At 39.2% G+C, this 24,510-nt stretch carries 18 protein-coding genes; 12 read left to right on the forward strand and 6 right to left on the reverse strand.

Translation table 11 applies throughout. The features are described from left to right. Positions 1–10: 10 nt before the first annotated feature. Positions 11–2,287 (forward strand): right-handed parallel beta-helix repeat-containing protein, encoded by a 2,277-nt coding sequence (locus D1614_RS00250; protein WP_119435878.1) that lies wholly within the window; start codon positions 11–13, stop codon positions 2,285–2,287. A 312-nt stretch (positions 2,288–2,599) separates the two neighbouring features. Here the strand turns inward: D1614_RS00250 and D1614_RS00255 are convergent, their stop codons facing one another. Then, on the reverse strand, positions 2,600–3,445 hold the full coding sequence (locus D1614_RS00255; RefSeq protein WP_119435879.1) for an AraC family transcriptional regulator: 846 nt from the start codon (positions 3,443–3,445) through the stop codon (positions 2,600–2,602). A gap of 130 nt (positions 3,446–3,575) precedes the next feature. On the opposite strand from D1614_RS00255, the gene D1614_RS00260 reads away from it, so the two are divergent. The 11 genes from D1614_RS00260 to D1614_RS00310 all read left to right on the forward strand — a co-directional run bounded on the left by D1614_RS00260 (position 3,576) and on the right by D1614_RS00310 (position 15,317). Next, the gene (locus D1614_RS00260; RefSeq protein WP_119435880.1) at positions 3,576–4,262 is read left to right on the forward strand and encodes an RraA family protein; all 687 of its coding nucleotides are present in this window, start codon (positions 3,576–3,578) and stop codon (positions 4,260–4,262) included. A gap of 2 nt (positions 4,263–4,264) precedes the next feature. Next, positions 4,265–5,671 (forward strand): glucuronate isomerase, encoded by a 1,407-nt coding sequence (uxaC, locus tag D1614_RS00265; protein ID WP_119435881.1) that lies wholly within the window; start codon positions 4,265–4,267, stop codon positions 5,669–5,671. Between the two features lie 29 nt (positions 5,672–5,700). Further along, entirely contained in the window at positions 5,701–6,459 is a 759-nt protein-coding gene (locus D1614_RS00270; protein ID WP_119435882.1) for an SDR family NAD(P)-dependent oxidoreductase, read from the forward strand. Between the two features lie 14 nt (positions 6,460–6,473). Then, positions 6,474–7,718, forward strand: a complete 1,245-nt coding sequence (locus D1614_RS00275; RefSeq protein ID WP_119435883.1) for an Nramp family divalent metal transporter — start codon at positions 6,474–6,476, stop codon at positions 7,716–7,718. A 127-nt stretch (positions 7,719–7,845) separates the two neighbouring features. Continuing rightward, positions 7,846–8,910: a mannonate dehydratase gene (locus tag D1614_RS00280; protein ID WP_119435884.1), complete on the forward strand. Its 1,065-nt coding sequence runs from the start codon at positions 7,846–7,848 to the stop codon at positions 8,908–8,910. Between the two features lie 25 nt (positions 8,911–8,935). Beyond that, on the forward strand, positions 8,936–11,569 hold the full coding sequence (locus D1614_RS00285) for an alpha-glucuronidase family glycosyl hydrolase (protein ID WP_119435885.1): 2,634 nt from the start codon (positions 8,936–8,938) through the stop codon (positions 11,567–11,569). Between the two features lie 283 nt (positions 11,570–11,852). Then, the gene (locus D1614_RS00290; RefSeq protein WP_119435886.1) at positions 11,853–12,323 is read left to right on the forward strand and encodes a tyrosine-type recombinase/integrase; all 471 of its coding nucleotides are present in this window, start codon (positions 11,853–11,855) and stop codon (positions 12,321–12,323) included. Between the two features lie 101 nt (positions 12,324–12,424). Continuing rightward, positions 12,425–12,925, forward strand: a complete 501-nt coding sequence (locus tag D1614_RS00295) for an ATP-binding protein (RefSeq protein WP_241558068.1) — start codon at positions 12,425–12,427, stop codon at positions 12,923–12,925. Between the two features lie 11 nt (positions 12,926–12,936). Continuing rightward, positions 12,937–13,500, forward strand: coding sequence for a UPF0158 family protein (locus D1614_RS00300; protein WP_119435888.1), 564 nt, complete (start codon positions 12,937–12,939; stop codon positions 13,498–13,500). A 167-nt stretch (positions 13,501–13,667) separates the two neighbouring features. Beyond that, entirely contained in the window at positions 13,668–13,910 is a 243-nt protein-coding gene (locus tag D1614_RS00305) for a hypothetical protein (RefSeq protein ID WP_147383942.1), read from the forward strand. Positions 13,911–13,919: 9 nt separating this feature from the next. Further along, positions 13,920–15,317: a Fic family protein gene (locus D1614_RS00310; protein ID WP_119435890.1), complete on the forward strand. Its 1,398-nt coding sequence runs from the start codon at positions 13,920–13,922 to the stop codon at positions 15,315–15,317. Between the two features lie 344 nt (positions 15,318–15,661). Here the strand turns inward: D1614_RS00310 and D1614_RS00315 are convergent, their stop codons facing one another. From D1614_RS00315 to D1614_RS00335, 5 genes are all read right to left on the reverse strand, one after another. Next, positions 15,662–16,699: an MBL fold metallo-hydrolase gene (locus D1614_RS00315; RefSeq protein WP_147383944.1), complete on the reverse strand. Its 1,038-nt coding sequence runs from the start codon at positions 16,697–16,699 to the stop codon at positions 15,662–15,664. Positions 16,700–16,808: 109 nt separating this feature from the next. After that, positions 16,809–17,507 carry a DUF4998 domain-containing protein gene (locus tag D1614_RS00320; protein ID WP_162304354.1) on the reverse strand — a complete coding sequence of 233 codons (699 nt, stop codon included), beginning with the start codon at positions 17,505–17,507 and terminating at the stop codon, positions 16,809–16,811. Positions 17,508–17,536: 29 nt separating this feature from the next. After that, on the reverse strand, positions 17,537–18,892 hold the full coding sequence (locus D1614_RS00325; RefSeq protein WP_162304355.1) for a DUF5126 domain-containing protein: 1,356 nt from the start codon (positions 18,890–18,892) through the stop codon (positions 17,537–17,539). Between the two features lie 34 nt (positions 18,893–18,926). After that, positions 18,927–20,942 (reverse strand): RagB/SusD family nutrient uptake outer membrane protein, encoded by a 2,016-nt coding sequence (locus D1614_RS00330; protein ID WP_119435894.1) that lies wholly within the window; start codon positions 20,940–20,942, stop codon positions 18,927–18,929. Between the two features lie 17 nt (positions 20,943–20,959). Further along, positions 20,960–24,481: a SusC/RagA family TonB-linked outer membrane protein gene (locus D1614_RS00335; RefSeq protein ID WP_206609876.1), complete on the reverse strand. Its 3,522-nt coding sequence runs from the start codon at positions 24,479–24,481 to the stop codon at positions 20,960–20,962. Between the last annotated feature and the right edge of the window lie 29 nt (positions 24,482–24,510).

The raw sequence follows: 24,510 nt of genomic DNA on the forward strand, positions 1-24,510 counted from the left end.
TTTAACCAATATGAAGTATCTGTTTCTGGCAATATTGCTGATAAGTTTGGGTACACTTAATGCCCAAAATCAAGCGAATCGCCTTCGCAAAGAAATATATGTTGCAGTTAATGGTGACGATACGAATCCCGGGACAAAAGACAAGCCGGTGGCAACACTTGAAGGTGCGCGCAACTTAATACGGCACTACAAGTCAATCAATGTAATTTCCGCGGAAGGTATTACGATTTGGATAGGAAAAGGAAGCTATGAACAGCAAGAACCTCTGGTATTGAATGAAAACGATTCGGGTAAGCCCGGTGCTTCCATCATTTGGCGGGCAAATCCCGATGAAAAAGTAAGCATTATCGGAGGGAAAAGAATTCCCTCAGAGCAATTTTCCAGGGTCAAAAGTAATTCAGTTCTTAAAAGATTGTCAAAAGAGGCCAGGAATAATGTTTTGGAGGCAGACCTGAAACAACTTGGCATTTCCGATTTTGGCGAGATAAAACAATACGGTCATGCCATGTCGGTAACAAATGCTCCGATTGAGGTTTTTTTCAATAATGAAGCCATGACGCTGGCGCGCTATCCCAATGAGGGATACGTCAAAATAGGCAAGGTGATCGATAAAGGCTCTGTTCCCCGTAATCGTGATTACTCAAACAGGGGGGGAGTATTCGAATACACCGACCCAAGACACGACAAATGGGCCGGACAGGATGATGTTTGGTTTCAGGGCTCATTTATGTACGGTTACGCCGATGACAATATCCTGGTGGAATCGATAGATACCAAAAAGAAACAAGTAAAACTGGCCATGCCTTCCCTGTATGGCGTGGGCAGTGGCCGCGATTTTCGTCATTATGTGGCATACAACATTCTGGAGGAGCTGGATAGCCCGGGAGAATGGTATGTGGATAAGGAAGCTGGAATGCTTTACTTCTGGCCTCCGGGTGATATGGAAAATGCTTCAATAATGGTTTCAATATTGGAAGAGCCGATTGTTTGTTTGGAAGGTGCCAGTTATGTAAGCATTCGCGATTTAACCATTGAAGTGGGCCGTGGAATAGGCGTGTACTTAGAACGTGGTTCAAATAACCTCATTGCCGGATGTACGGTAAGAAATGTAGGAACAAGCGGGATCTTTATGGGACAGGGAGCCAAACAAACCTTTCCTATGGTGACCCACGATGACTACGAAGGCGTGCCGGTTTCAAGGATGGTTGGTAACCTCCAGGGGCACATTTATAAATACACTTCATGGGACCGTAAAGCCGGTGCTAATCATAAAATCTTAAGTTGTGATGTATACAATACCGGCAGTGGTGGTATATACCTTAGCGGAGGAAGCAAAAGGAACTTAATACCGGGTAATAATACAGCTGAAAATTGTAAGGTATACCGTTATAACCGACGAAATAAATTTCTTTGGGCAGGTATTAATATCGATGGATGTGGAAACCGCATAGCCCATTGTGAGATATTCGATTCTGAATGGCAGGGTATTTATGTACATGGTAATGACCATCTTTTCGAGTACAATAACATTCATCACGTAACATTAAACTCTGACGATACATCACCATGGTACATTGGCAGAGATCCAAGCGATAGGGGAAATGTGATCCGCTATAATTATTTCCATCATTGTGGTAATCCAAACAGAATGAACATGGGAATCTACTGCGACGATTCAAGTACCGATGTGCTGGTTTTTGGAAATGTATTTTATAAAATGAATACAAAACATGGTGTTTTATTTACTAATAGTGGATGGGACCTGAAAATGAAAAACAACATTGTGATAGAACCCATTTCTTACACAGCTTATTTCTCAGCACATTATTATACCTGGTACAAAGGTGGTGCAAAAAATATGTTTGGAGAAGACGGGCTCTTACGAAGACGTTTGACAGAAAACGTGAACATTTATGAAAGTCCCTATTCCGACAGGTATCCCGGATTACTCAATTACCTCGATCTTATTGTTGAAGGGAAGCAGTGGGAAGGAATGCGTTCAAGACGAAATGTACTTTCAGGAAACCTGATCATTGGTGGGGCTGAGCACCCACTGCACCTCGCAGGTGGAGAGCATGCCCAATGTGAAGATGTAAATAATTTCAGAACGGATGAAGATCCGGGTTTTGTGGATTATGAGAATGAGGATTTTAACCTTAAACCCGATTCAGAAGTATTCAAAAAAATCCGAGGGTTTAAGCCTGTGCCCTTCGATAAGATGGGACTATATAAGGACGAGTACCGAATCGATAAACTAAAAATAAGAACAGCTATGCCAGTTAAATAAAACTATTCGGGACCACACATTGCTGTAAAGCTCTTGATATCTGCCTTCTTGCTGTTTGGTTTCAGTCTCCTTAATGCTCAAACTGATGAAGAACTGGGATTACATTCCGAAGGTGGACCCTGGCGATTCCATAGAGTGAAAAATGGCAAGATTGAGGAACTGGAAGTTTTCCCTAAACATCGGAAGAAGGATGTGATACTGATGTGGGAGTAACTTCATTTAGGGCACTGCCTTTGGGAAATTTCCATGAAACATGAAGATTTATGGAAAGTTTTTTTGTTTCAATGATTCAAAATGAGTTAAGGTAGTAGCTTACATAACCTGTGACCGAAATTCTTTAGGGGTAGTATTTTTAACACGTTTAAATGTCCGGTTAAAATGAGACAAATTATTAAAGCCACATTCGAAAGCAATATCTGCCGTTTTTTTTTCAGTACCTGTAAGTAATTCACAAGCCATACCAATGCGCATGAGGTTAATGTATTCGATAAGAGAAAATCCGGTTGCTTGTTTAAAAAAACGATTTACACTTCCGGTATGCATATGTACCTTGTTTGCAAGGTCATCAATTGTTATTTTCCGTGTGATATTTTCTTGAATATATTTTACTAATTCAGTTATTCGGTCCAAATCACCATGCTTAGGACTGGAAAAGCCTCTGTCCATTAGAATAATGTACTCTTTAGATTTTGCAATTGAACTAAGAATATTGATGATATTTATAATTTGATTTAACGTGTGACCATTCGTAAGTTTCATTAATTTACGCTGAATTTTTTTTCTTAGTTCACCTTTCAATTCAATTCCAAATCTCGATGTTTTTAATAATTCTGTTATATTATCAAATTCAGAAAGTAATTTGAAGTCAGGACTGGGAAAATCTTCACTAAAAAAAACTGTAATAGCGGCAACCGATTTATCACCGGTCCATTCCGATTGCCAATGGTGGGGGATATTGGGAGCCATTAAAACAATATCACCACTTTTATATTCTTTTATAGTATCGCCTATAATGCGTGTTCCTTTTCCTCTAATTATGTAGGTCAGTTCATACCTGTCATGCCTGTGAAAAGGTAAATGGAATACTTTCTCCTTGTACGTTTTTACTGTATAAAGAAATTTTTGTTGGGGAATGGTATTTATTAGGATTGACGACATGTACAAATATGACAAATATTTATAACAAATAACCAGTATTGTGCATGAATAGTATTATAAGTTGTTTCTATTGTGAAATAGAATTTCATTCATCCTCTCTAAATTTGCTGCGATTCTTAAATTAAAAATAATGTGGAGTAACGATAAAGAACTTTTTAAAATAGCTCGAGAAGAGCTGTTTACAGCTTTAGTTGGCGATGTGTTGGACAAGTTGGGATACTTACATCAATTTGTTGCTCCCGATGTAAAGCCAATCACAAAGGGAATGGTCGTAATTGGAAGAGCTATGCCGGTTTTAGAAGCAGATGTTTTTCTGGAAGAAGCAGAAACAACCAATAACCCGATGATGAAAAAGCCATTCGGGATCATGTTTGAAGCCCTGGATTGTTTGAAGGAGGACGAGGTTTACATTTGTTCCGGTTCTTCACCCCGTTATGCACTATGGGGTGGACTTATGAGTACTCGTGCAATAAAATTGGGAGCAGCCGGAGCCGTTGTTGATGGATATTCGCGTGATACAAATGAAATTGAAGAGCTTAACTTTCCCACATTCTCCATAGGCACGTATGCACAAGACCAGGGGCCAAGAGGAAAAGTAATTGATTATAACGTACCCATTGAATTTAATGGAATAAGGGTTAATCCTGGCGATATTGTTTTTGGAGACAGGGATGGTGTTCTTATTGTGCCAAAAGAAATTGAAAAGGAAGCCTTTGAAGGTGCCATTGAAAAAGCTCGCGGCGAAAAACTGGTAAAAAACGCGCTGGAAGAAGGAATGAGTACGGTTGATGCATTTGCAAAATTCGGAATAATGTAGACATGGAAAATCCAATCATTCATCCTGATTTTCTCATGCAAAGCGATGTGGCTCGTGAGCTTTATCACGATTATGCTGCACCAATGCCAATTATAGACTATCATTGTCATTTGCCAGCCCAGGAAATAGCACAGGACAGAGTCTACAAAAATCTAACCCAAGCCTGGCTCTATGGCGACCATTATAAATGGCGGGCCATGCGTACAAATGGGATAGGAGAAAAGTATATAACCGGAGCAGCATCAGACTGGGAGAAGTTTGAGAGCTGGTCAAAAACGGTTCCTTATACGGTGCGAAATCCTTTGTACCATTGGACGCATCTGGAATTGGTAAAGCCGTTTGGAATTAAAGAAATTCTAAATCCCAGATCGGCACGAAGAATTTATGACAATGCCTCTGAACAGTTAAGCTCCGGTGAATTAAGTGTGCAAGCCATACTCCAAAAATTTAATGTGGTAAAGGTATGCACCACCGATGATCCGGTTGATTCCCTGGCGTGGCATCAAGCTTTTACTAAATCAGATTGTACCATTGCTGTAAAGCCTGCATGGCGTCCCGATAAGGCCCTGGATGTAAGAAATGCAGGCGGTTTTAATGCATATGTGGATAAGCTGGCAGAAGCAACGGCAGTCGATATAATTCATTTTGAGGATTTCATAAATGCACTGAAGCAAAGACATGAATACTTTCACAGGAACGGATGCCGGGTGTCAGATCATGGTCTGGAATTCCCTTTCCCGGTTGAAGAAGTAGGAGAGAAAGAACTGGAAATTATCTTCAATACCATTCGGGGAGGTAAAGAACTCAATAGAAAAGAACAGGCTAAGTTTATGTCGGCCATGTTGTTTGAACTGGCCGTTTGGAACCACGAAAAAGGTTGGGTACAACAATTTCATGTGGGTGCCTTACGCGATGTTAATACCAAGGGTGTACAAAATGTAGGACAAGCATGTGGTTTCGATTCCATTGCCGATTTTAATTATGCACATTCCATGGGATTGTTTTTAAATCGCCTGGAAGAACAGGGGAAACTGACCAAGACAATCATTTATAACCTGAATCCACGCGATAACGAAATGGTTGCATCGATGATTGGAAATTTCCAGGATGGTTCGGTACCTGGCAAAATGCAATTTGGTTCAGGCTGGTGGTTTCTTGATCAAAAGGATGGTATGGAGAAACAAATAAATGCCCTCTCAAACCAGGGACTATTAAGTCGTTTTGTAGGAATGCTAACCGATTCACGCAGTTTCTTGTCCTTCTCACGTCACGAATATTTTAGACGAATTCTTTGCAATCTAATCGGAGAAGACGTTAAAAATGGGGAGCTACCCAAAGATATGGAACTATTGGGTGAGATTGTTCAGGGCATTTGTTACAACAATGCAGAAGCATATTTTGATTTGTAATTAATGATTTTTAGAAAGGATACAATAAGATGGAAAATTTAGTTGATTTAAGAGGAAAAGTGGCCCTTGTAACCGGAGCTGCCGCAGGTATTGGATTGGGAATTGCAAGACAATTCATAAACCTGGGAGCGAAAGTAGCCATTACCGATTTAAACAAGGACAGCCTGGACGATGTAAAAGCTGAGTTGGGAGAAAATTGTTTTACCTATGTAAACGATGTAACGCAAAAAGACAAACACGAGGAGCTTATTAACGATATTGAAAAGAATATTGGCCCATTGGAAATATTGGTAAACAATGCCGGAAGACATTGTAAAAAACCATCATTCGAAACAACTGACGAGGAATTTGCCGCTGTGATTGATACCAACTTAACCAGCTTGTTCGCATTGACACGTGCAGCGGTAAAACCAATGATCTCAAGAGGGAAAGGCTCGGTTATTAACATTAGTTCCATGGCCGCTTTATACGGAATAAGCCAGGTTGTTGCCTACAGTAGCTCAAAAACTGCATTATTAGGCTTAACCCGAACTTTAGCTACCGAATACTCTCACCACGGAATCCGATTCAATTCCATTGCCCCCGGTTTTATCGAATCGAAAATGTTCCGCGCCATAATGGACAAGGATCCTGCACGGGAAGCTAAGATATTAGCACGTACACCCGCCGGAAAATTCGGCATGCCTGAAGATATTGCTAAAGCAGCTGCATTTCTGGCATCCGATGCATCAGACTTTATTACAGGTGTTTGTTTACCGGTTGATGGTGGTAACTCAATCGGTTTTTAACAAACTTTTTAAGGATGTCGAAACTAAAAAAAATAATAGCCTCGGTTCTTCCCGGTATATTTTTAATCGGTTATAATGTCGGAACCGGAAGCGTTACTTCCATGTCGAAAGCGGGAGCCAATTTTGGCCTTGACCTGCTCTGGACAATCTTTATCAGTTGCATCATTACCTACTATCTGATTACTCACTTCAGTAAATATACCATGGTAAGTGGTGAAACCATTATTGACGGAATCAAAAAACACATTCACCCGGCTGTAGCACTGGTGCTGATTGCAGCACTTTCTAGTATTATTTTAAGTGCCCTTATGGGATTGTTAGGAATACTCGTTGAAGTGCTCGAAGTAGCTTCTCAAACCGGATCAGGTAAAGGAATACCCCAGGTGTACTGGGCAATTTTTATTGCAGTTGGAATTTATGTACTGCTTTGGATTGGGAACTATTCGTTTTTCGAAAAGGTACTTGCCATTTTTGTTGCGGTTATGGGCGCCTGCTTTATTGCAACAATGTTTGTTAATTTTCCGTCAATAGGTGAAATCACCAAAGGTTTTGTCCCACAAGTACCTGATACAGCTGAGGGTAGCGACAATAGTCCTTTAATTATTGTTGCCGGTATGGTTGGGACAACCGTTTCAGTGTTTGCCTTTATAATTCGTTCGCAAATTGTGAAGGAAACAGGATGGAAAATGAAGGACAATACCCTGCAAAAAAGGGATGCTTTTGTAAGTGCTTCGATGATGTTTGTAATTAGTGCAGCCGTGCTAATTACTGCTTCATCAACACTTCATGTCCAGGGTTTAAAAATGAACAATGTGGCAGAGATGATTCCTTTGCTTGAACCGATTGCGGGCAAAGCAGCGATGTTTGTTTTTGTGGTTGGTATTTTGGCTGCAGGGCTGTCTTCTCACTTACCCAATCTTTTGGTTATTCCATGGTTAATGATTGATTTCAACAATGAAGAGCGAAATACCCGGACAACAAAATATCGTATTGTTCTGTTGGTTCTCTCAATTATTAGCGTGCTTGGTGTAGTTGCAGGTATAAAGCCGGTTTTTATTCTCATGTTATCTCAGGCCAGTATTGCAATTGTTTTGCCTCTTACCATAGCCTGTATATTCTTTTTAACTTCTAAAAAAGCAATTATGGGGAAACATACCAACCGGATTCACGATGTTGTAATACTGACCTTAATACTGGTATTTGCACTATATATGAGTAACCTTGGTATTCAGGGGCTAATTGCCGATTTGAAGTCGTAAATAATTTTATGTCGACATTAAAAAATAAAGAATGAACGAGCATGGAAAAACTTCGCACAAAAGGAAATGATTATTTCTACTTTGCGAGTTCCATGTGATACCATACAAAACAAACAATTATAATCACATGAAATTAGGATTTGGATTATATAAACATTTGCTGAACGATGAGCATTTCCGTTTTGCAAAACAATGCGGTGCTACGCATATAGTAGCACATTTGGTGGATTATTTTGGCCATGAAAAAAACAATAAAAATAATGCGAACCAACCTATTGGAGAAGAAGGAGGTTGGGGAAATGCCGGTGGTGGAGAACTATGGTCGTTGGACTATTTACTTGATTTAAAGAAGAAAATTAATAGCCATGGTATGGAATTATATGCCATTGAAAACTTCGATCCTGCCGTTTGGCATGATATTTTGCTCGATGGCCATAAAAAAGAAGAACAGATTGAGTTGATAAAAGAACAAATCAGAATTGTTGGGAAAGCCGGTATTCCGGTTTTTGGTTATAACTTTTCGCTGGCCGGTGTTGCCGCTCGTACCGTGGGACCTTATGCCAGGGGAGGAGCCGAATCGGTAGGAATGGAAGGAAGCATTGATGATACACCTATTCCGAACGGAATGGTTTGGAACATGGTTTACGATGAAAATGCTCCTGAAGGAATAATGCCAAAAATTAGCCACGATGAGCTTTGGAATCGTTTAACTTATTTTTTAGACGAAATTATACCGGTTGCGGAAGAGGCAGGTGTTATGATGGCAGCACATCCCGACGATCCACCAATGCCGTATGTAAGAAATACGCCACGCCTGGTTTACCAGCCAAACATGTATCAAAGGCTTATTGATATGAAACCCAGTGAATCCAATGGTCTGGAATTTTGTTTGGGTAGTGTTGCCGAAATGACCGAAGGCGATATTTATGAGGCTACTGATGCGTACAGCAAGCAAAATAAGATTGGCTATATTCACTTTAGAAATGTAGTGGGGAAAGTACCCGATTACAAAGAGGTTTTTGTTGATGAAGGAGATATTGATATGGCACGTATCATTCGTATTCTTAAAAAGAATGATTTTAAAGGTGTATTAATTCCTGACCATACGCCACAAATGACCTGCGATGCTCCATGGCATGCAGGTATGGCTTATGCAATGGGGTATATGAAAGCCTTACTGAAGAATAATTAGAGAAAAAACCAAATAAGTCATTACAATGAGATCAATTCTATACCTGTTCTTAATAGTGCTCATATGTTCGTGTGGCAAATCACAAAAAACGGTTGATATAACCCTCCCTGAAAATGCCGATGAGATTGAACAACTTGCTGCCGCCGAGTTAAGCACATATTTGGGGAATATTTACGAGGATTACCAGTTTCGTATAGTAACTGAATCAAAAAGCAAAAACAAAATATTCATCGGCGTAAAAGACAAATTGCCTGAGGATCAACAATTGCTTTCTTCCGTTCCCCAAAGTAAAGAAGGTTTTTCAGTTTTTCATACGAAAGAAAATATAGGAGTAATTACTTCAGAAGGAAGTAAGGGATTGTTGTATGGGGTATATGAGTTGATGGAAAAGTTGGGTTATTCCTTTGTTTTTAGCGGCGATTTTGCCCCTCCTAAAAAAGAGGTTTTTGATTTTGACCGATGGAACCTGACAAACGAACCCTTGGTTGAGGAGCGAACAGTATTCAATTGGCATAATTTTTTAAGTGGTTGCACAGCCTGGGATTATGAAGATTGGGTGTTGTGGATAAATCAGGCACAGAAAATGGGATACAATACCATAATGGTTCACGGTTACGCCAACAATCCCATGTTTACTTTCGAATATAAGGGCATGAAAAAACCTGTTGGTTACCTCACCAATTCTGCTGAAGGAAGGGATTGGTCGACCGAGCACGTGAACGATGTAAGACGTTTGCCGGGAGGGCATGTGTTTGATGATGCTGTTTTTGGCAGTGAGGCAAGTAAGGTGCCGGAGGAAGAAAAGGTGGCTGGAGTGCAACATTTAATGAAGCGCGTTTTCCAACATGCCAAAGCAAGGGGTATAAGGGTTAACATAGCCCTTGATTTTGATATTGTGGCAGCAATACCACAGGAGATGATGGAAAAGATTCCGGAGACCGACAAATTCAAAGTAAACCACAGGGGAATTGGCTGGATGGGGGAAAAAGCCGGTGAGGTATGGTTGCCACGTCCCGATAAAACTGAAGGCTATAACTATTATAAAAAGCAGGTGGCCGATCTTTTAAAGCTATACCCTGAGATCGACAAATACGTATTGTGGAGAAGGGCGGCAGGCTCGGTTTGGCACGAATTAAAAAGGAATGAGATGCCAAAGGAGTGGCAAAAGGAATTTCTTCAGAAAATAAAAGAAAAGCCGGAACTGGCAGAATTGCCAAAATCTGAAGGTGTTTTTGCTCAATCGAAAATGGCCTATGCCTACCAACAGGCATTTAGAGAGCTAAACCGTGAAGATGTTGATATTGCCTATGGCACATGGCAATGGAAATCGCTGAAACCTATGCATGCCTTTTATCCGGATTTTACGACAATCTATATTTTGGACTCAGAAGTAATACGGGGAGATTTGCACTTGCATAATCAAGCAATGATAGATGATATTGCTTCGTGGAGCAAAGCGGGTAAAATTATACCGGTAATCTGGCCTCACCACGACGATGGTGCATACATTGGGGCTCCTTTAGCTCCCTTCGAGGATTTTAATGAAACACTAAAAGAGCTAAAATCCAATGGGTTTGGAGTAATTCACTGGATGACCAGGCCCTTTGATTCATTTTTTATACATCACTCCCGCCAGGTAATGGCCAATTCCGAAAATCAGTCCTTAAACCAAACTTTAAAAGAATTAGGTGAGAAGTGGTTCGGTTCAGAAGGTGCTGAAACAATGTCGTGGTATTTAACCATGATGAATGAGAATATGCCGGTATTTGGGCGAGAAACAAGTTCCGAGTTTATTGATAAACCACACTACGATAAGTTTGATGATCCAGCCAAAGTTATTGACGCATGTAATCAACGGCTTGATCTTCTTGAAAAAGTAAACCGGGAAGTGCTCTCAAAAGACCAGGAACAGATGTACCTTTTTTATAAGAATTTGGAAATATTTGTCAGAGATTTTAATAAACAACAGCAATTATACCTTTCATTTTTAAAAGAACATAATGCCGGGAATATCGAAACTTCGAAAAGAATCGCCGATCAGTTTAATCCAGAAGAGGTTTTGGAACATTATGCAAAAACCATACAATACGGATATAGTACCAAGGGTGAAAAGGGTTTGTTGTTTTCCATGGGATTGCGATGGCTGCCTCACTTTATTTCTTTGAAGCAGTTGGTTGGAAAAGAAAGTATCCGCATTAATTTTGGTCATACTTCGCATGAAGCACTGGCACAGATGCCGGGTAGATTAACTTACCTTGTAAACAGAGAGAGAAGCTACTGGAAAGTTTTGGGAGAAAAAGAAACGGGAAAAACAGTTGTGGACATAAACTCCTCCTCAGAGGATTACAAGGAAATATACCGAAATGGAATTCTGGTTGATACTGCAGTTGAGTTTCCGTTAAATGCTTTTACCAGTAAAAAGGCATTAAGTGCAGGGCAATATAAATTAAAGGTATTACTGTTTTCAAGGCAAGAAAGAGGTACAGTCGAGTATAAGATAAATAACATTTCCAATGTTGTAGAATTTGAACAAAATGGTGGATTTGAAGTAAATATCACAGTTGATGGAACTACTAATCCAATATTTGAGATTATTCCGCAAAAGGGTGAATCAATATTGTGCGGATTGATCCTATCTCATGAAGATGTTGACCAGTAGAGTCTTGAACTTATTGTCTTATGCTAAGGTTAAATGGTATTGATCCTGCAAGGTTTTGTTCGGACAATAGTTTACAGAGGATAACTATAGATATATTGAAAGAGAAATAATATCCTTAGTGTCGTAGCTTATTACAACTTATACTAATGTCACAAGTATAACCAAATGGAATCACTTTTACGTTCGGGGTCTGTTTAATTTCTGACATACAGTGTTTTAATCAAGTTTAGGTGAAAGTAGAGCTTTCACAGTAGAATGGCTTTAAACCATAAAATTTAAAGCTATGTCACGACTTGGTCAAAGAACAACAACGTCATCAATGGACTGGGATCAGTTCAAATTACTTATTTCAAACTTAGAACGCGATGGTGAAAACAAGTATTGTTTATTAATTGCAATTGGTGTATTCACCGGTCTTCGAATCGGAGATTTACTTAAACTTCGGTATAGTCAATTTGAGAATGGAGAAACCTTTACCATTGTCGAGAAGAAAACAAAAAAGACAAGAAGGATAAAAATTAATCAGGACCTAAAATCCATGGTTCAAAGGATTAAGAAAAAAATGTCGATTACAGATGACAATCAATTCATATTCATTAATCGGTATGGAATAAAGCCAATTGACAGGAGTTGGGTAAATGTAAAACTGAAAAGTATTTTCAAAAAATACAAAATAAAAGTTGAAGGAAATATTTCATCACACATGTTCAGGAAAACTCTCGGGAATACTATTTCGAATGTTTTCATAGGCTAAAACAAAAGGTAGATGTTAGGTTTTCACTGACCGCCGAGGGATTTGGACAGGAGTTATCTCCGGGGCTCGAAAGTATCCGTGAAGCTTTGGTAAATATGTTGATGCACACTGACTATTTCTCTCCAGCGTGTCCACGTGTCCGCATATTTACGAATCATATTGAGTTTTATAATCCAGGTGGATTACCAAAGCCTTTTGAGGAATTAAAAGGGAAGGATATATCTTTGCCCCGTAACCCAATTATTGCCAAGCTGTTTCGAATGGTAAAACTGGCAGAGAACATTGGTTTTGGGTTTGATAAGATTGACGATAATTGGAAGGCTTATAATTCAACTATGCCGGATTATCAAATAGAGTTTGATTCGGTTGTTGTTGATTTCAAGATGGAGGCTCAGGAAAGTGTCAGAGAAACGTCGGGGAAAACGTCGGGGAAAATTATAGAACTTATTCAGGGCAACGAGAATATTTCTATCCCCGAAATGGCCGAAACGATTGGTGTATCAGAACGTTCGGTTGAAAGAAACATTGAAAATCTGAAGAAAAAAGGATTATTGAAGCGTATTGGCCCGGCTAAAGGTGGCTATTGGCAGGTAATTGATTAGGAATTATAAGTATGAACAAAGGGCAACTACAAAATGAAATATTGGCAATAATCAGAACTGTCTTCGATAATAAAAAGGCATTAGAGAAAATACATACATTTTTATTAACCGAGATTTATGAAGAGCCGAAACCTGAAGAAATTCCTTCGAAATATAAAAAGGCAGTTTCTGAAATTGCAGATGGATTATCGGCTGGTTTAATCTGTTTCTTTAATCCTGATACGCTTGAATTTGAAGATATCCCAAAAGATTTGGCTTACGACCCGGAAGAATTTGAAATGATGACAGGCGAAACCTTTGAAAGTGCAGGTTTGAAACATGATGAATGGAACAACTGTATAACAATTGAACCAATGGAATCGCACGATTCATTCAAAATAATGGAATATTTTATTGATGAAGTAAGGGATACAAATTTTCAGGAAAAATTGATAAATGCCCTGAACAGGAGGAAGCCATTTGCCAATTTTAAATACCTGGTTGAAAATTCGGATTACAGGCAAAAGTGGTTTGATTTCAAACAGGCGCGATATGAACTTTATGTTTGGGATGTTATCAAAACAGGTATAAGCTAAACGTAAATCATCAATGATATTTTAAGCCTATTTTTGTATAATGTTTATATAAAGAAGCTATGTTTGATACTGTAAATAGAGATGTATTAATTCTTTTCCCGAAACAACCATTATTTGATTGGGTAAATTATATTTTTCCCGACGACAAATTAAAATGTCCGAAACCAATGGCACATGATGCGGGTGATGTTTTCCTGATTCCTGAATTCACCCACCCTGATGATGCCATTGAATATTTAAAGGAGAATTTTATTGAATTCTTTGAGCAAGAGCTATTCGATTGGACAACAGATGAAAACCTATGGCCTGAAAAGCTAACATGGGAGTTATTTGAAACCTGGTTTCATTATAGCATTCAGTCGGTGGTTATGGATATTCTTGATGAAGAAATTGAAAAGAAAGATTTTTAAAATTGTAATATGCCCGAAAAACAAAACATAGAATATAAACAAAGTTGGCATGACGATTACCTAAAATGGGTTTGCGGATTTGCCAATGCTGTAGGTGGTAAAATATACATTGGGAAAGACGATGATGGGAATATTATTCATCTGGAGAATTACAGAAAGTTGATGGAGAGTATTCCGCAAAAAATACGAAATACCTTGGGCATAACCTGTGATGTTAATTTGCAGGAAGATGAAGATAAGAAATATATTGAAATCATTGTGAATCCCTATTCGGTTCCAGTGTCGATAAGAGGAAGGTACTATTATCGTTCGGGCAGTACAAAAACCGAACTTACCGGAATTGAGTTAAATGAGTTTTTGCTGAAAAAGGCAGGGAAAACCTGGGACGATGTTATTGAAGAACGTGCCACCATTGATGATATTGACGCAAATAGTATTGCAAAATATATTGAAGATGCAAAAGATGGCGACCGTCTACCGGATGTTGAAGGTTTATCAATATTGCAATTTCTTGAAAAGTTACGTTTAGTTGAGAATAATAAAATAAAGCGTTCGGCTATTGTAATGTTTGGGAAAGACCCCGGTAGATTTTATCCTGGTATATCGGTAAGAATAGGACGTTTTGTAAATGACGATGCTGATTTACGGTTTCACGATGTACTTGAAGGAAATATTGTTTACCTGCTTAAAGAAGTAATTAAGCAACTGGGTTATAAATATCTTGTAAAACAAATAGAGTTTAGAGGAATACTGCGAATAGAAAAGGGTGAGTATCCGCTTGAGGCATTACGAGAAATGTTGTTAAATGCTCTTGTTCACAGAACATATATCGGAGTTCATGTTCAAATCAGAGTTTATAATGACAAAATTATGATTTGGAACGAAGGTGGTTTGCCTTACGATATGGATATTGAGATGCTAAAAGGCGTTCATACTTCGTACCCTCGCAATCGGTTAATTGCCGATGCTTGTTTTAAAGCAGGATATATCGATACCTGGGGAAGAGGAACCTTAAAGATTATTAATTCTTGTAAAAAAGCAGGTTTGCCTACACCCGAAATTATTGAAACAGCAGGAGGCATACAGGTAACTTTGTTTAAGGTCGGTAGTGATGAAGAACTACATACCCCGCAAGTCACCGAACAAGTCACCGAACAAGTCACCGAACAAGTCACCGAACAAGTTAAAAAACTACTTCAATGTATTGAAGAAGAAGAATACTCCAATGCTGAGTTAATGAATCAACTTGGGGTAAAACATCGACCAACTTTTTTGTATAATTACTTGCAAAAAGCTCTGGATTTAAAGCTTATAGAAATGACAATACCCGATAAACCTAAGAGTAGCAAGCAAAAGTATAGATTAACTGAGAAGGGTAGACAGATTAAAGAATCGTGGAGAAAATAGTTGGATAGCTTGTGAACAATGGAAATGAGATTTTAATAGTAAAAATGTGCTTATTTGTACCATATTTGTACGCAAAAATCCTAAAATACTGAAAATCATTGGCTGTTAACTTTGAAGAAGTAAAATAGGGGACGATTATTAAATCGAAGCTATTTCTGATAACAAGTCCCCGATAAGGGACCGAAGCTAAGCTGTCACTATTCATTATTAAATAAAAAAGGCTGGTTTTTACCAGCCTTTTCTTTTCTCTATTATACAAACAGTTCTGTTTGGGAATTACGACTTTTGCCGAAAAGCAGAATCGTTTTATTTGGTTCTACCTCGTAATTTTCTTTCATTCAAGTTTAATGCATCTCCCCATTTTTCCACCTTAAAGTCTCTCCCCAAAATGGAAGAATGGTATTGTTGCATTTCACGTTAGGCAAATGCTCAAGGGTTTTGGTTATCGAAGCCTGACCACGCGGGTAAGGGTCATGTCTTAATTCGATCAGATGCGACAACACAGCGCAATCCGGGATTACTTGCCCTTCACCTGCTCCCAGAATATTATTTTCCCGGGGTGCTCCCCACCTCATAACTAACATGCTAACAGCACCCTCAACATTTGTAAAATGGTTTGGATTGAACCCTGAGTCTCCACAGTGAAGCATCGAGAAATTCCCTGAATCTTCTCCTCCCTCGATTCGGAAAACAGTAACAAAGTCAGGAAAATCCGGATTGGCAAGGTGATCAGAAATATCAGTTCGGATAGAGAAATTACCGATTCTATAAGTTGTAGGTGTCGTTGAAACATATTCTCTACTTCCTTTGTGGAAATTTGACAACACCGGCTTCCCATTCATATTCATTGCCTCAATCAGTTTGTTGTTATAGTGATCTCCATGGTTGTGGGTAATACAGAGAAAATCCAGATAGGGTTCCAATTTCTCCGCCAGGCGATGATCAATATCAATACCAAAACAACCGGAAGGTGTTTTCACCACAAACCCCATATTATACAGCATCCAGACCGATGTATTCCCATAGTTAACCTTTGTGTTCTTTACTTCGTCAAGCACTTTGTCAAAAGCCTCCCGGTAAAAATATAACATGGGAATTGTGTCTTCCATACTGACGGCTTCATCTTCAGGTTTATTCAGATATTCTTTGAAAGTGGTTTTCTCCAGATTATCAGAATAAACTTCAAATTTATCCCACAGCTCTAATCTTTCCGCGTCGAGCAAAAACGGAGATGTTTTTCTGAATTGAGTCATTACCTGTGCTGCTTCCTGAACGGCTTCACTTAGCTTGTCATCGTTATCATTCTCGTTAAAAGCACCATCCTGACAAGAAACAACAACACTAATAAAGAGCACGAACATAGTTATACCTGTCTTTCTCATATTAGTACACTTAAAATAAATACAGTTATTATTCTGCTATGAATGACTGGCCCTTCCACAAATCCATTTCCCAAACATTGGCAAACAGATTTGCGGAAGGGACTCAATGTTAGTTCGGAGGAATTATTGTCTCCAAATAGTTCACTACTTCAAGTGTATCGATATCTGTTTCGGAGATAAGATATCTCGTTTTAGTCCGTACTACACCCCCGGCTTTAGCATCGGTTAGAGGATAATGACTATCGGGAACAAAAATCTCATCCGTAAATTCTCCACTGTTTTGCTCATAACTTAGCAAGTTTCCAACTGCCCCTATTTTTTGTTCAAAAATAATTTCATTGTCAGATGAAAATTGAACCTGAGCATTTATCAAAGTAGAGATATAACTGGGGCCATAAATGTAGGCTCTTTCAGTCGTTTTTAATGATCTGTTACCAAACACGTCTACATTTTGAGCCGTTATCTCCAGGTTTCCCTCAATACCTTCGTCCGGCGTGAAATCGACAACGGTATAATAACAGCTCGAATCGTTGTCAAAATTATTCTCGAGGTACTCAACTTTCACAGAATCCTTTAATCCCTGGGAGATGTTCCAACTCAAAATACAATAGGAACGGTTTACATCTTCTTCAGGGTAAATATTTACTCTCATTCGGGAATATCCTGCCTGAGTGTTTAATTCATTTACTTTTGCTGCATAAATGATTGGTCCATCTTTTATATATTGATTCAATAAGTCATTTGCATCATCACAACTCACATAAAAAATGAACAATAAGATTGTGATTTTGAATATGTATCTTTTCATCGTTCTCATTTTAATCTGATATAATCTTTTTAATAATACTGTTGAATATCTCCAAACATTTCGAACTCATTTATGGTGTAGTAAGAAATGACTGGATTATAGGATTCCATTAACTGAAGACGCATGTACCTGAACGTCGCTGTTGTCTGTGCCTCAGGATTCACATTGTCTTCGCTTATAGTATATTCCTGATTGTAATTGAAATATTCAATTTCTTCGGCCGTCAAATTGTCCCTGCTAACCGGTTCTTTTCCAACATACTCTCCAATCAATGTCCAGGTTTCCGGGAACTTAGCCCATTTCTCAGTATTGGCATCGTTGGTACCCCAAATGCGGAAACGTTTCACACTTGATCTGTTATAGGTATAACTGCTACTCGGCCTGGGATATATTTTTACCCTGCTTAATCGTACTTCCATGTGCAAATCAAAAGTCGCGTAAGCATTTTGCTCGAGCTCTTGCTTCGATTTATCCGGATCTGTCAGATTTCTTACAAATTTATATACATAATAATCATTTGCAGTTATCACGCCATTGAACATTTTATGAGGGCCAAAGTTTGAACCATGACAATTTCCATCATTTTGTATTCCTGTGGCAGGGTTTATAGCATATGTATCATAATCCCGGCTTCCCCCGTAATAAGTAGGATTAAAATACGTAACTGGTTCTACGAGGTTGAAATCGATTAATTCTTCTTTAAAAGGAGTAAAAGAGCCAATTAATGTGTCTGTCTTATTTTTCCATTTGTCTGACACATAAAATCCAAAGTCCTGTTTTATAGCAGCGTATGGACGAATATAGGCAAAGGTGTTGGTGGAGTCACGGGAATAGATCACTTGCTTTAGATCTTCTTCAAGCGAAACGATACCTTTTTGCAATGTATCTGCCGTTAAAACATGAATAACAAATGGATTCCCTTGCGGATTTTCCCACTCAACTTTTATCCCGCCAAAGGCTGGTTCAATTTTCATTGTCTGAAGTGCAAGCTCTACCGGAGAGATTAGTGGTGCTGCTTTCACCACAGTTGTTTCAGATTGATTTCCGCTATTATCAATACAAGCTAATTCAACAGTCCTTTCACTTGTGCCTATAAAACCCTCCACCAAAATAAAAGAGCTATACCTGGAAACTTTAAACTCCATTTTTTCACCTTGTTTGTTGATGTAACTTGCAACAACCTGCGAGATGTCTGGATTTCCCTTGGGAAGTGTAAAATGAATCTCCAATGCACCCGATTTCGGCACCACTTCTTTTATTGTGATTTTTTCAGGTTTAACCGAACTGGTCTTTACTTGCTCTATCCCCATATATGAGTCCGTACAAGTGATCATCAGCAAAGTGCTGATAATTAGAATAAGTAATGAACTTATATTTTTTCTCATTTTGTAATTTTTTTTGTGTGTACCCATATTCATTTTACCAACCCGGGTTTTGAACCAGATTGGGGTTTTGCAACAATGAATTTGTCCTGATCGGCATTAGATAATCCTTCATAGAGAATCGGGGGACCAATAAAACCCTTATGTTGTAAAAGTCTTTCTTGTTTTCCCCATATTGGTTCCATCCTAAAATTGGTTTGTTGAACATATCTTCGGCCATTAACCACCTTCTTACATCATAATAAAAATGTCCTTCAAATGCCAATTCATTTATACGTTCCTGCCGGATAATATCCCTTAACCCACTGATATCATTGGGCTTCGTTTTATAACCGCTTTTCGCATACTTATTCCAACTGTCAACTACACCTTCCATGCCTACTCTTGCCCGTATCAGATCCAGATAATAGTAAGCATTGTTGCCTTGTGAATCGGTTTTAGAAGGACCTCCAACCTCATTCAGACATTCGGCCAATAGCAAATACATATCCGCCAGCCTGATTATTGGGAAAGAGTAATCCTCCCTAATCAAAGTAACCCTGGTTTCAGTATAGGTTGTTCTCAGGTGACTTAATTTTTTTGCCAGGTAACCGGCATAAGGGTAACCTCCATATGTTTCTGAATGCTTCATTCCACTGCCATAGTGTCTCAACATATTGGGGAATGACGCCTCTGTTAAGCTCTTTTCTCTTCCTTCCCAAATGCCCCCATCAAAGCCTACAGAAGCATAAAAACGTAATGAGCGGTTAAAATGCAGAATCGCAGTCTCCTGACCATCCTTGATAAAATATTTGCTGTGCCCTACGTCCGGAAGTTGAGTGTTGTAACGATTTTGGTACCACCCATTGCTTTCCCATTCAGCATCCTCGTCAATGGGAATGCCGTTTGACGAATAAAATTCTTCCACAATATTTAAAGTCGGTCCGTGGCGTTGTCCGATATCGTTTCCAGCTGTTCCATTTATATTGAACCATTCATCATTGCTTAACATGGTGCTCCATCTTTGCAACAGAGTAGTACTCTCATTCACTGCCCAGATCACTTCAGGATTCCACGATTCAGTAACAGCTTGTCTAAGACTTACCATTGCCTTTGTGGTATCACTGATATTTGTCATATTAATACCTCTTATCGCATTGTTTCCACCATCATTCGTGATTAAAATAACTGCCCCATCATCTTCAGCAGAACGACAGGCTTCATCACAGGCAGCCAATGCTCTTTCCCATCTCTCGTTACTATCTCCAAGCGGAAATAGTTCCACGCCCCTTTTATCTGCATAGCCGGAGTAGTAGTTGTTATTGTTGAAAATAGGACTGGCTGCCAATACCAACGTTTTTGCTTTAATTGACAAAGCAATGGTTTTTGTGAATCTTCCAAATTCACTAACAACATCCAGTTCGTTCATATACGGAAGGTCCACAATGGCTTCATCCAATGTGTTCACGATATAGTCAACCACCTCATCCACGGGAGCACGGTGCACATTTACTTTGTCTCCTTTCTCCGAAATAGGGATTGCATAATCAACAATTGGAATTGGTCCGTATAGTTGAAATAAATAAAAATGCAGATACGCCTTAATTGCCTTTGCTTCAGCAATCCATCTGGTCCTGAGCTCCTCTTCTAGATCTCGTGGGCCACCATTTTCCATTAAGATTTGCTCTAAAAATACATTGCAATGCCTGATTCCTTCCCACAAACTCTCAGGAGCTCCATTATACCCATCCCAAAAGTTCATTAAAGGATTGGTTGTATTATTCCCTCGGAGAAAAGCCATCATAGGCGCAGGAGGTCCGGCTGACAAACCACCTCCGGTATTTCTTTCTGAATAGAGAATATCTCCTCCCCCCGAAATACCCAACGTACTCGTGGGTGATACGTAATTTGGCAGACTTTTATAGCAAGTAAACAGGTATTTTTCTGAATTATATTTGTCTTTAAAAGCATCTTCCAGTTCTGCTTTGTCATCCGGCAAAATATCCAGAAAACTATTACAGCCAAACAAAGCAAACAGAACAATAAATGCCAGACGATTATATATTTTTCTCATAATATTTGTTTTTATGATTAAAAATTAAGTTGAAGGCCCACGTTAAAAACCCTTTGTAAAGGATAGGCCAGTCCATTCCCCCCCATTTCAGGGTCCCACAATTTAAAACTTGAAAATGTCAGCAAGTTTGTTCCACTTGCGTAAAGCCTTGCATTAATGCCTTTAAATTCTGGAACAGAATATCCAAACTCAACAGATTTTAAACGCAGGTAGCCGATTGACCGCAACCAGTAATTGCTTCTAACGAAGTTATTGTTGTTCCCGAATGCTGCTGAACCAGTATCCGGAGAAAGACGGGGCCAACTTGCATAAACATCCCTGTCTGTTTCTGTCCACACACTTTCAGCGATATAGCTTAACATTGCCCTATTTCCTTTTTTCCCTCCAGAATATACTTCAACAAAAGGAGCCATATTCGCAGCATCCAGGAAAAACGAAGCCCTAGCAGAACCTTGAAAGAACATCGAAAAATCAAAATTTTTGTACCCGATTGACCCGCCCAATCCATATTGAATCTCCGGGTTTGCCGAATATCCCATTGGTACCATATCAAATGAGTTGATAATCCCGTCACCATTGATATCACGGTATTTTATATCACCTGCCTGGTATTCTCCGATACCACTGGTAACCTGTTGTACAGGCGAGTTACGTACCTCTTCATCATCGATGAACAAACGTTCGGCCACATATCCTCTCTGTTGACCAACCTTTTGTCCTACAACAGACAACCATGGGGCTATTCCGGAGTAATCCAATTCATCATACTGGGTTATTTTTGATGTTCCGTATGTAAAGTTCCCCCTAACTATGAACCACATTGAGTTACTATAAGCTTTATTAAAATCAAGGCTTAAATCAACTCCTTTTCCAACCGCTTCGCCATAGTTTGTTCTGATACCGGTCGTTAACCCCATAGTAGAAGGAATGTCAGGTCTCAACTGAACAATGTTGGTGCGTCTTTCGTGATACAACTCCCCAATGAACTTTAAATCATCGTTTAATAACCCTATTTCAATTGCAAGGTTGGTTTTGTAAGAAACCTCCCATGTAATATCAGGATTGGCATATCTCAAAATATCTATTGTTGGACGGCTGAATGCTTCATACGGATTATTGCCGAACCTGCCAGCAGATGACCCGTTTAGATTAATATTTGACGTAAAGAAGAAACGATCGCTATTAGATACAATAATATCGTTCCCAACCAAACCATAGGTAGCCCTAACTTTCAGACTGGGAACGACTGTTTTAATTCCGGTCCAAAAAGGTTCATTTGATACTTGCCATCCGGCACCTATTGAAGGGAAAAAGCCCCAACGGTGTGCCGGATCAAAACGTTCAGAACCGTTTAGCCCAAAGTTAAACTCAACAAAATAAGTTTGAGCAAACCCATAAGTAAAACGGCCCGCAAACGACATGTTTCTTGATGGCAGCGAAGTATCCAGGTTATTAGGACTTCCATCCATATTTTCTTTAAACGAACCGACCAAAAGGCCTCCAACACTGTGCTTGTCCGCAAAAGTTCTGTTATACAAAACGGCTCCCTCTCCGTAATAACTCGATCTTACAAATTTACCACCTGCGCTGTAATCGATGAAATCTGACCCCTCTTCCGGATTTAATACCGCTAGTTCATATGGGTAAGAGGTATTTTGAGGATCGTAGGTGCCTTTGATATATTGGTAGTAAAAAGGTCTGTAACTGCGCTGGATGTTAAATCCGGAGTAACGTGTAATACTACCTATAAAACGGGCTTTTAACCCTTTGGTTATCATGTCCAAATCCTGATGAAGCTCCAATTGCGCCAAAAAGGTGTTATTTCTCACATCTTCATATCCTTTCATTACGTCGGCATATGGATTGATGTATTGATCGGAACCTACTCCATAGGCATCATCAGAGTAATTACCAAACAACATACGATCAAGATATTGAGTTTCCCTGTCCGGGGCATAAACAGCAGGAAATAATACAGGATTCGCAATTAGCGTTTTCCCGTAAGTATTGGCACCGCCACTTCCAAATTCTCCGATCGGACCGGTATAGTCTTCAAAACTTCCATTTACCCTAACCTTTGCTACCAATGATTTGGTCAAATTAAGATTAACGTTCGACCGAACAACATATGATCTCAAATTGATGTTGGTATTGAATGGATTCACAGGATCAACCTGCAGGATTCCCTTGTCTTGTGAAAAAGATCCGGCAATATAATAAGTTGCAGCCTCTCCACCACCGGTAAGGTTGATATTTGCTCGCTGATTTACCGAGTAATCTCTTGTTAAAATATCTTTCCAGTCGACTGCCGGATAGACATATGGATTTCTATTCAGGTTTCTTGTTTGGTCAATTTTACTTTGTGGATAGGTCAATTCGCCATGACGTGTCAAACTTGCGATATTTGAATACTCCATAAATGCGACAGGATCGACAATATCAACTTTCGTTGTTGGAGTAGAGACAGAAGTCTCGACGCGCACCTGGACATCCACTGTTCCTTTCTTTCCTTCTTTTGTCGTCACCAGAACAACCCCATTAGCTCCCCTTGCCCCATAGAGAGCAGTTGCCGAAGCATCTTTTAAGATAGAAAAACTGGCAATATCATCAGGGTTAAGCCGGGACAAATCCCTGGATGTCATTTCAATATTATCAATTAAAATTAATGGCGAAGTCAATCCACTCCCAAAAGAAGTAACACTGCGTACAAAAAACTGAGCATCCTCTTCGCCAGGTGCCCCTGTTGTTTGGTAGGCAATCAAGCCTGCCATCTTACCCGACAGAGCAGTAGTTAAATTACTTGATGGTACCTTTAAATCAGCAGTGTTTACCGTCGTGATGGCCGAAACAACACTTTCTTTGCGTTGCTTCCCGAATGCTACAACAACTGCCTCCTCTATCATTTCAGTTTGCGCCGAAAGCCTTACGTTAACAATTTTTATTTTCCCGACTTCAATTTTTTGTACTTCATAACCGATGAATGAAAAGATTAGTGTATCCCCCTCGGTAACCAACAATTGGTAAATACCATCAACATCAGTAGTAGTCCCAAGAGAGGTACCTGCTATTAAGACATTTACTCCTGGTATCGGCTCATCATTAAATGCATCTGTAACCGTTCCGGTAATGCTAATTGTTCTTGGTTGAACAGATATTGCATTCGTTTCCAATTGGTCATTAGCATCGAATTTTGCTTTGATCGCAATCGTATTATTTAATTGTCGAAAAGACAAACCTGTTTGATTGGCCACCTCAGATAAGACCTCGAACACTGATCCTTTTGAAATATTAAGTTTTACGCTATAGTCTTTATCTGATATTGCCTGATTTTCAAAAAAGAAACGGTATTCTGTTTGATCTTCTATTTCTGTTATTAACTGATCTAAATCTTTTATTTTCTGCGTAAATGCAACATCCGTGCTCTTTATTCCCTGCCCATAAGTATCGGAAGCAAAGGTCAGGCTGGAGAAAAGCGTCATAATAAGCACAAAACATGTTAAATTCATCAGCACTTTTTTAAGATGATATTTATTCTTCATATTTTTGTTATGGTTTTTACAATTAAAAG

It is taken from the genome of Maribellus luteus (genome assembly GCF_003576475.1).
In the GTDB taxonomy this organism is placed as follows: Bacteria; Bacteroidota; Bacteroidia; order Bacteroidales; family Prolixibacteraceae; genus Draconibacterium; species Draconibacterium luteum.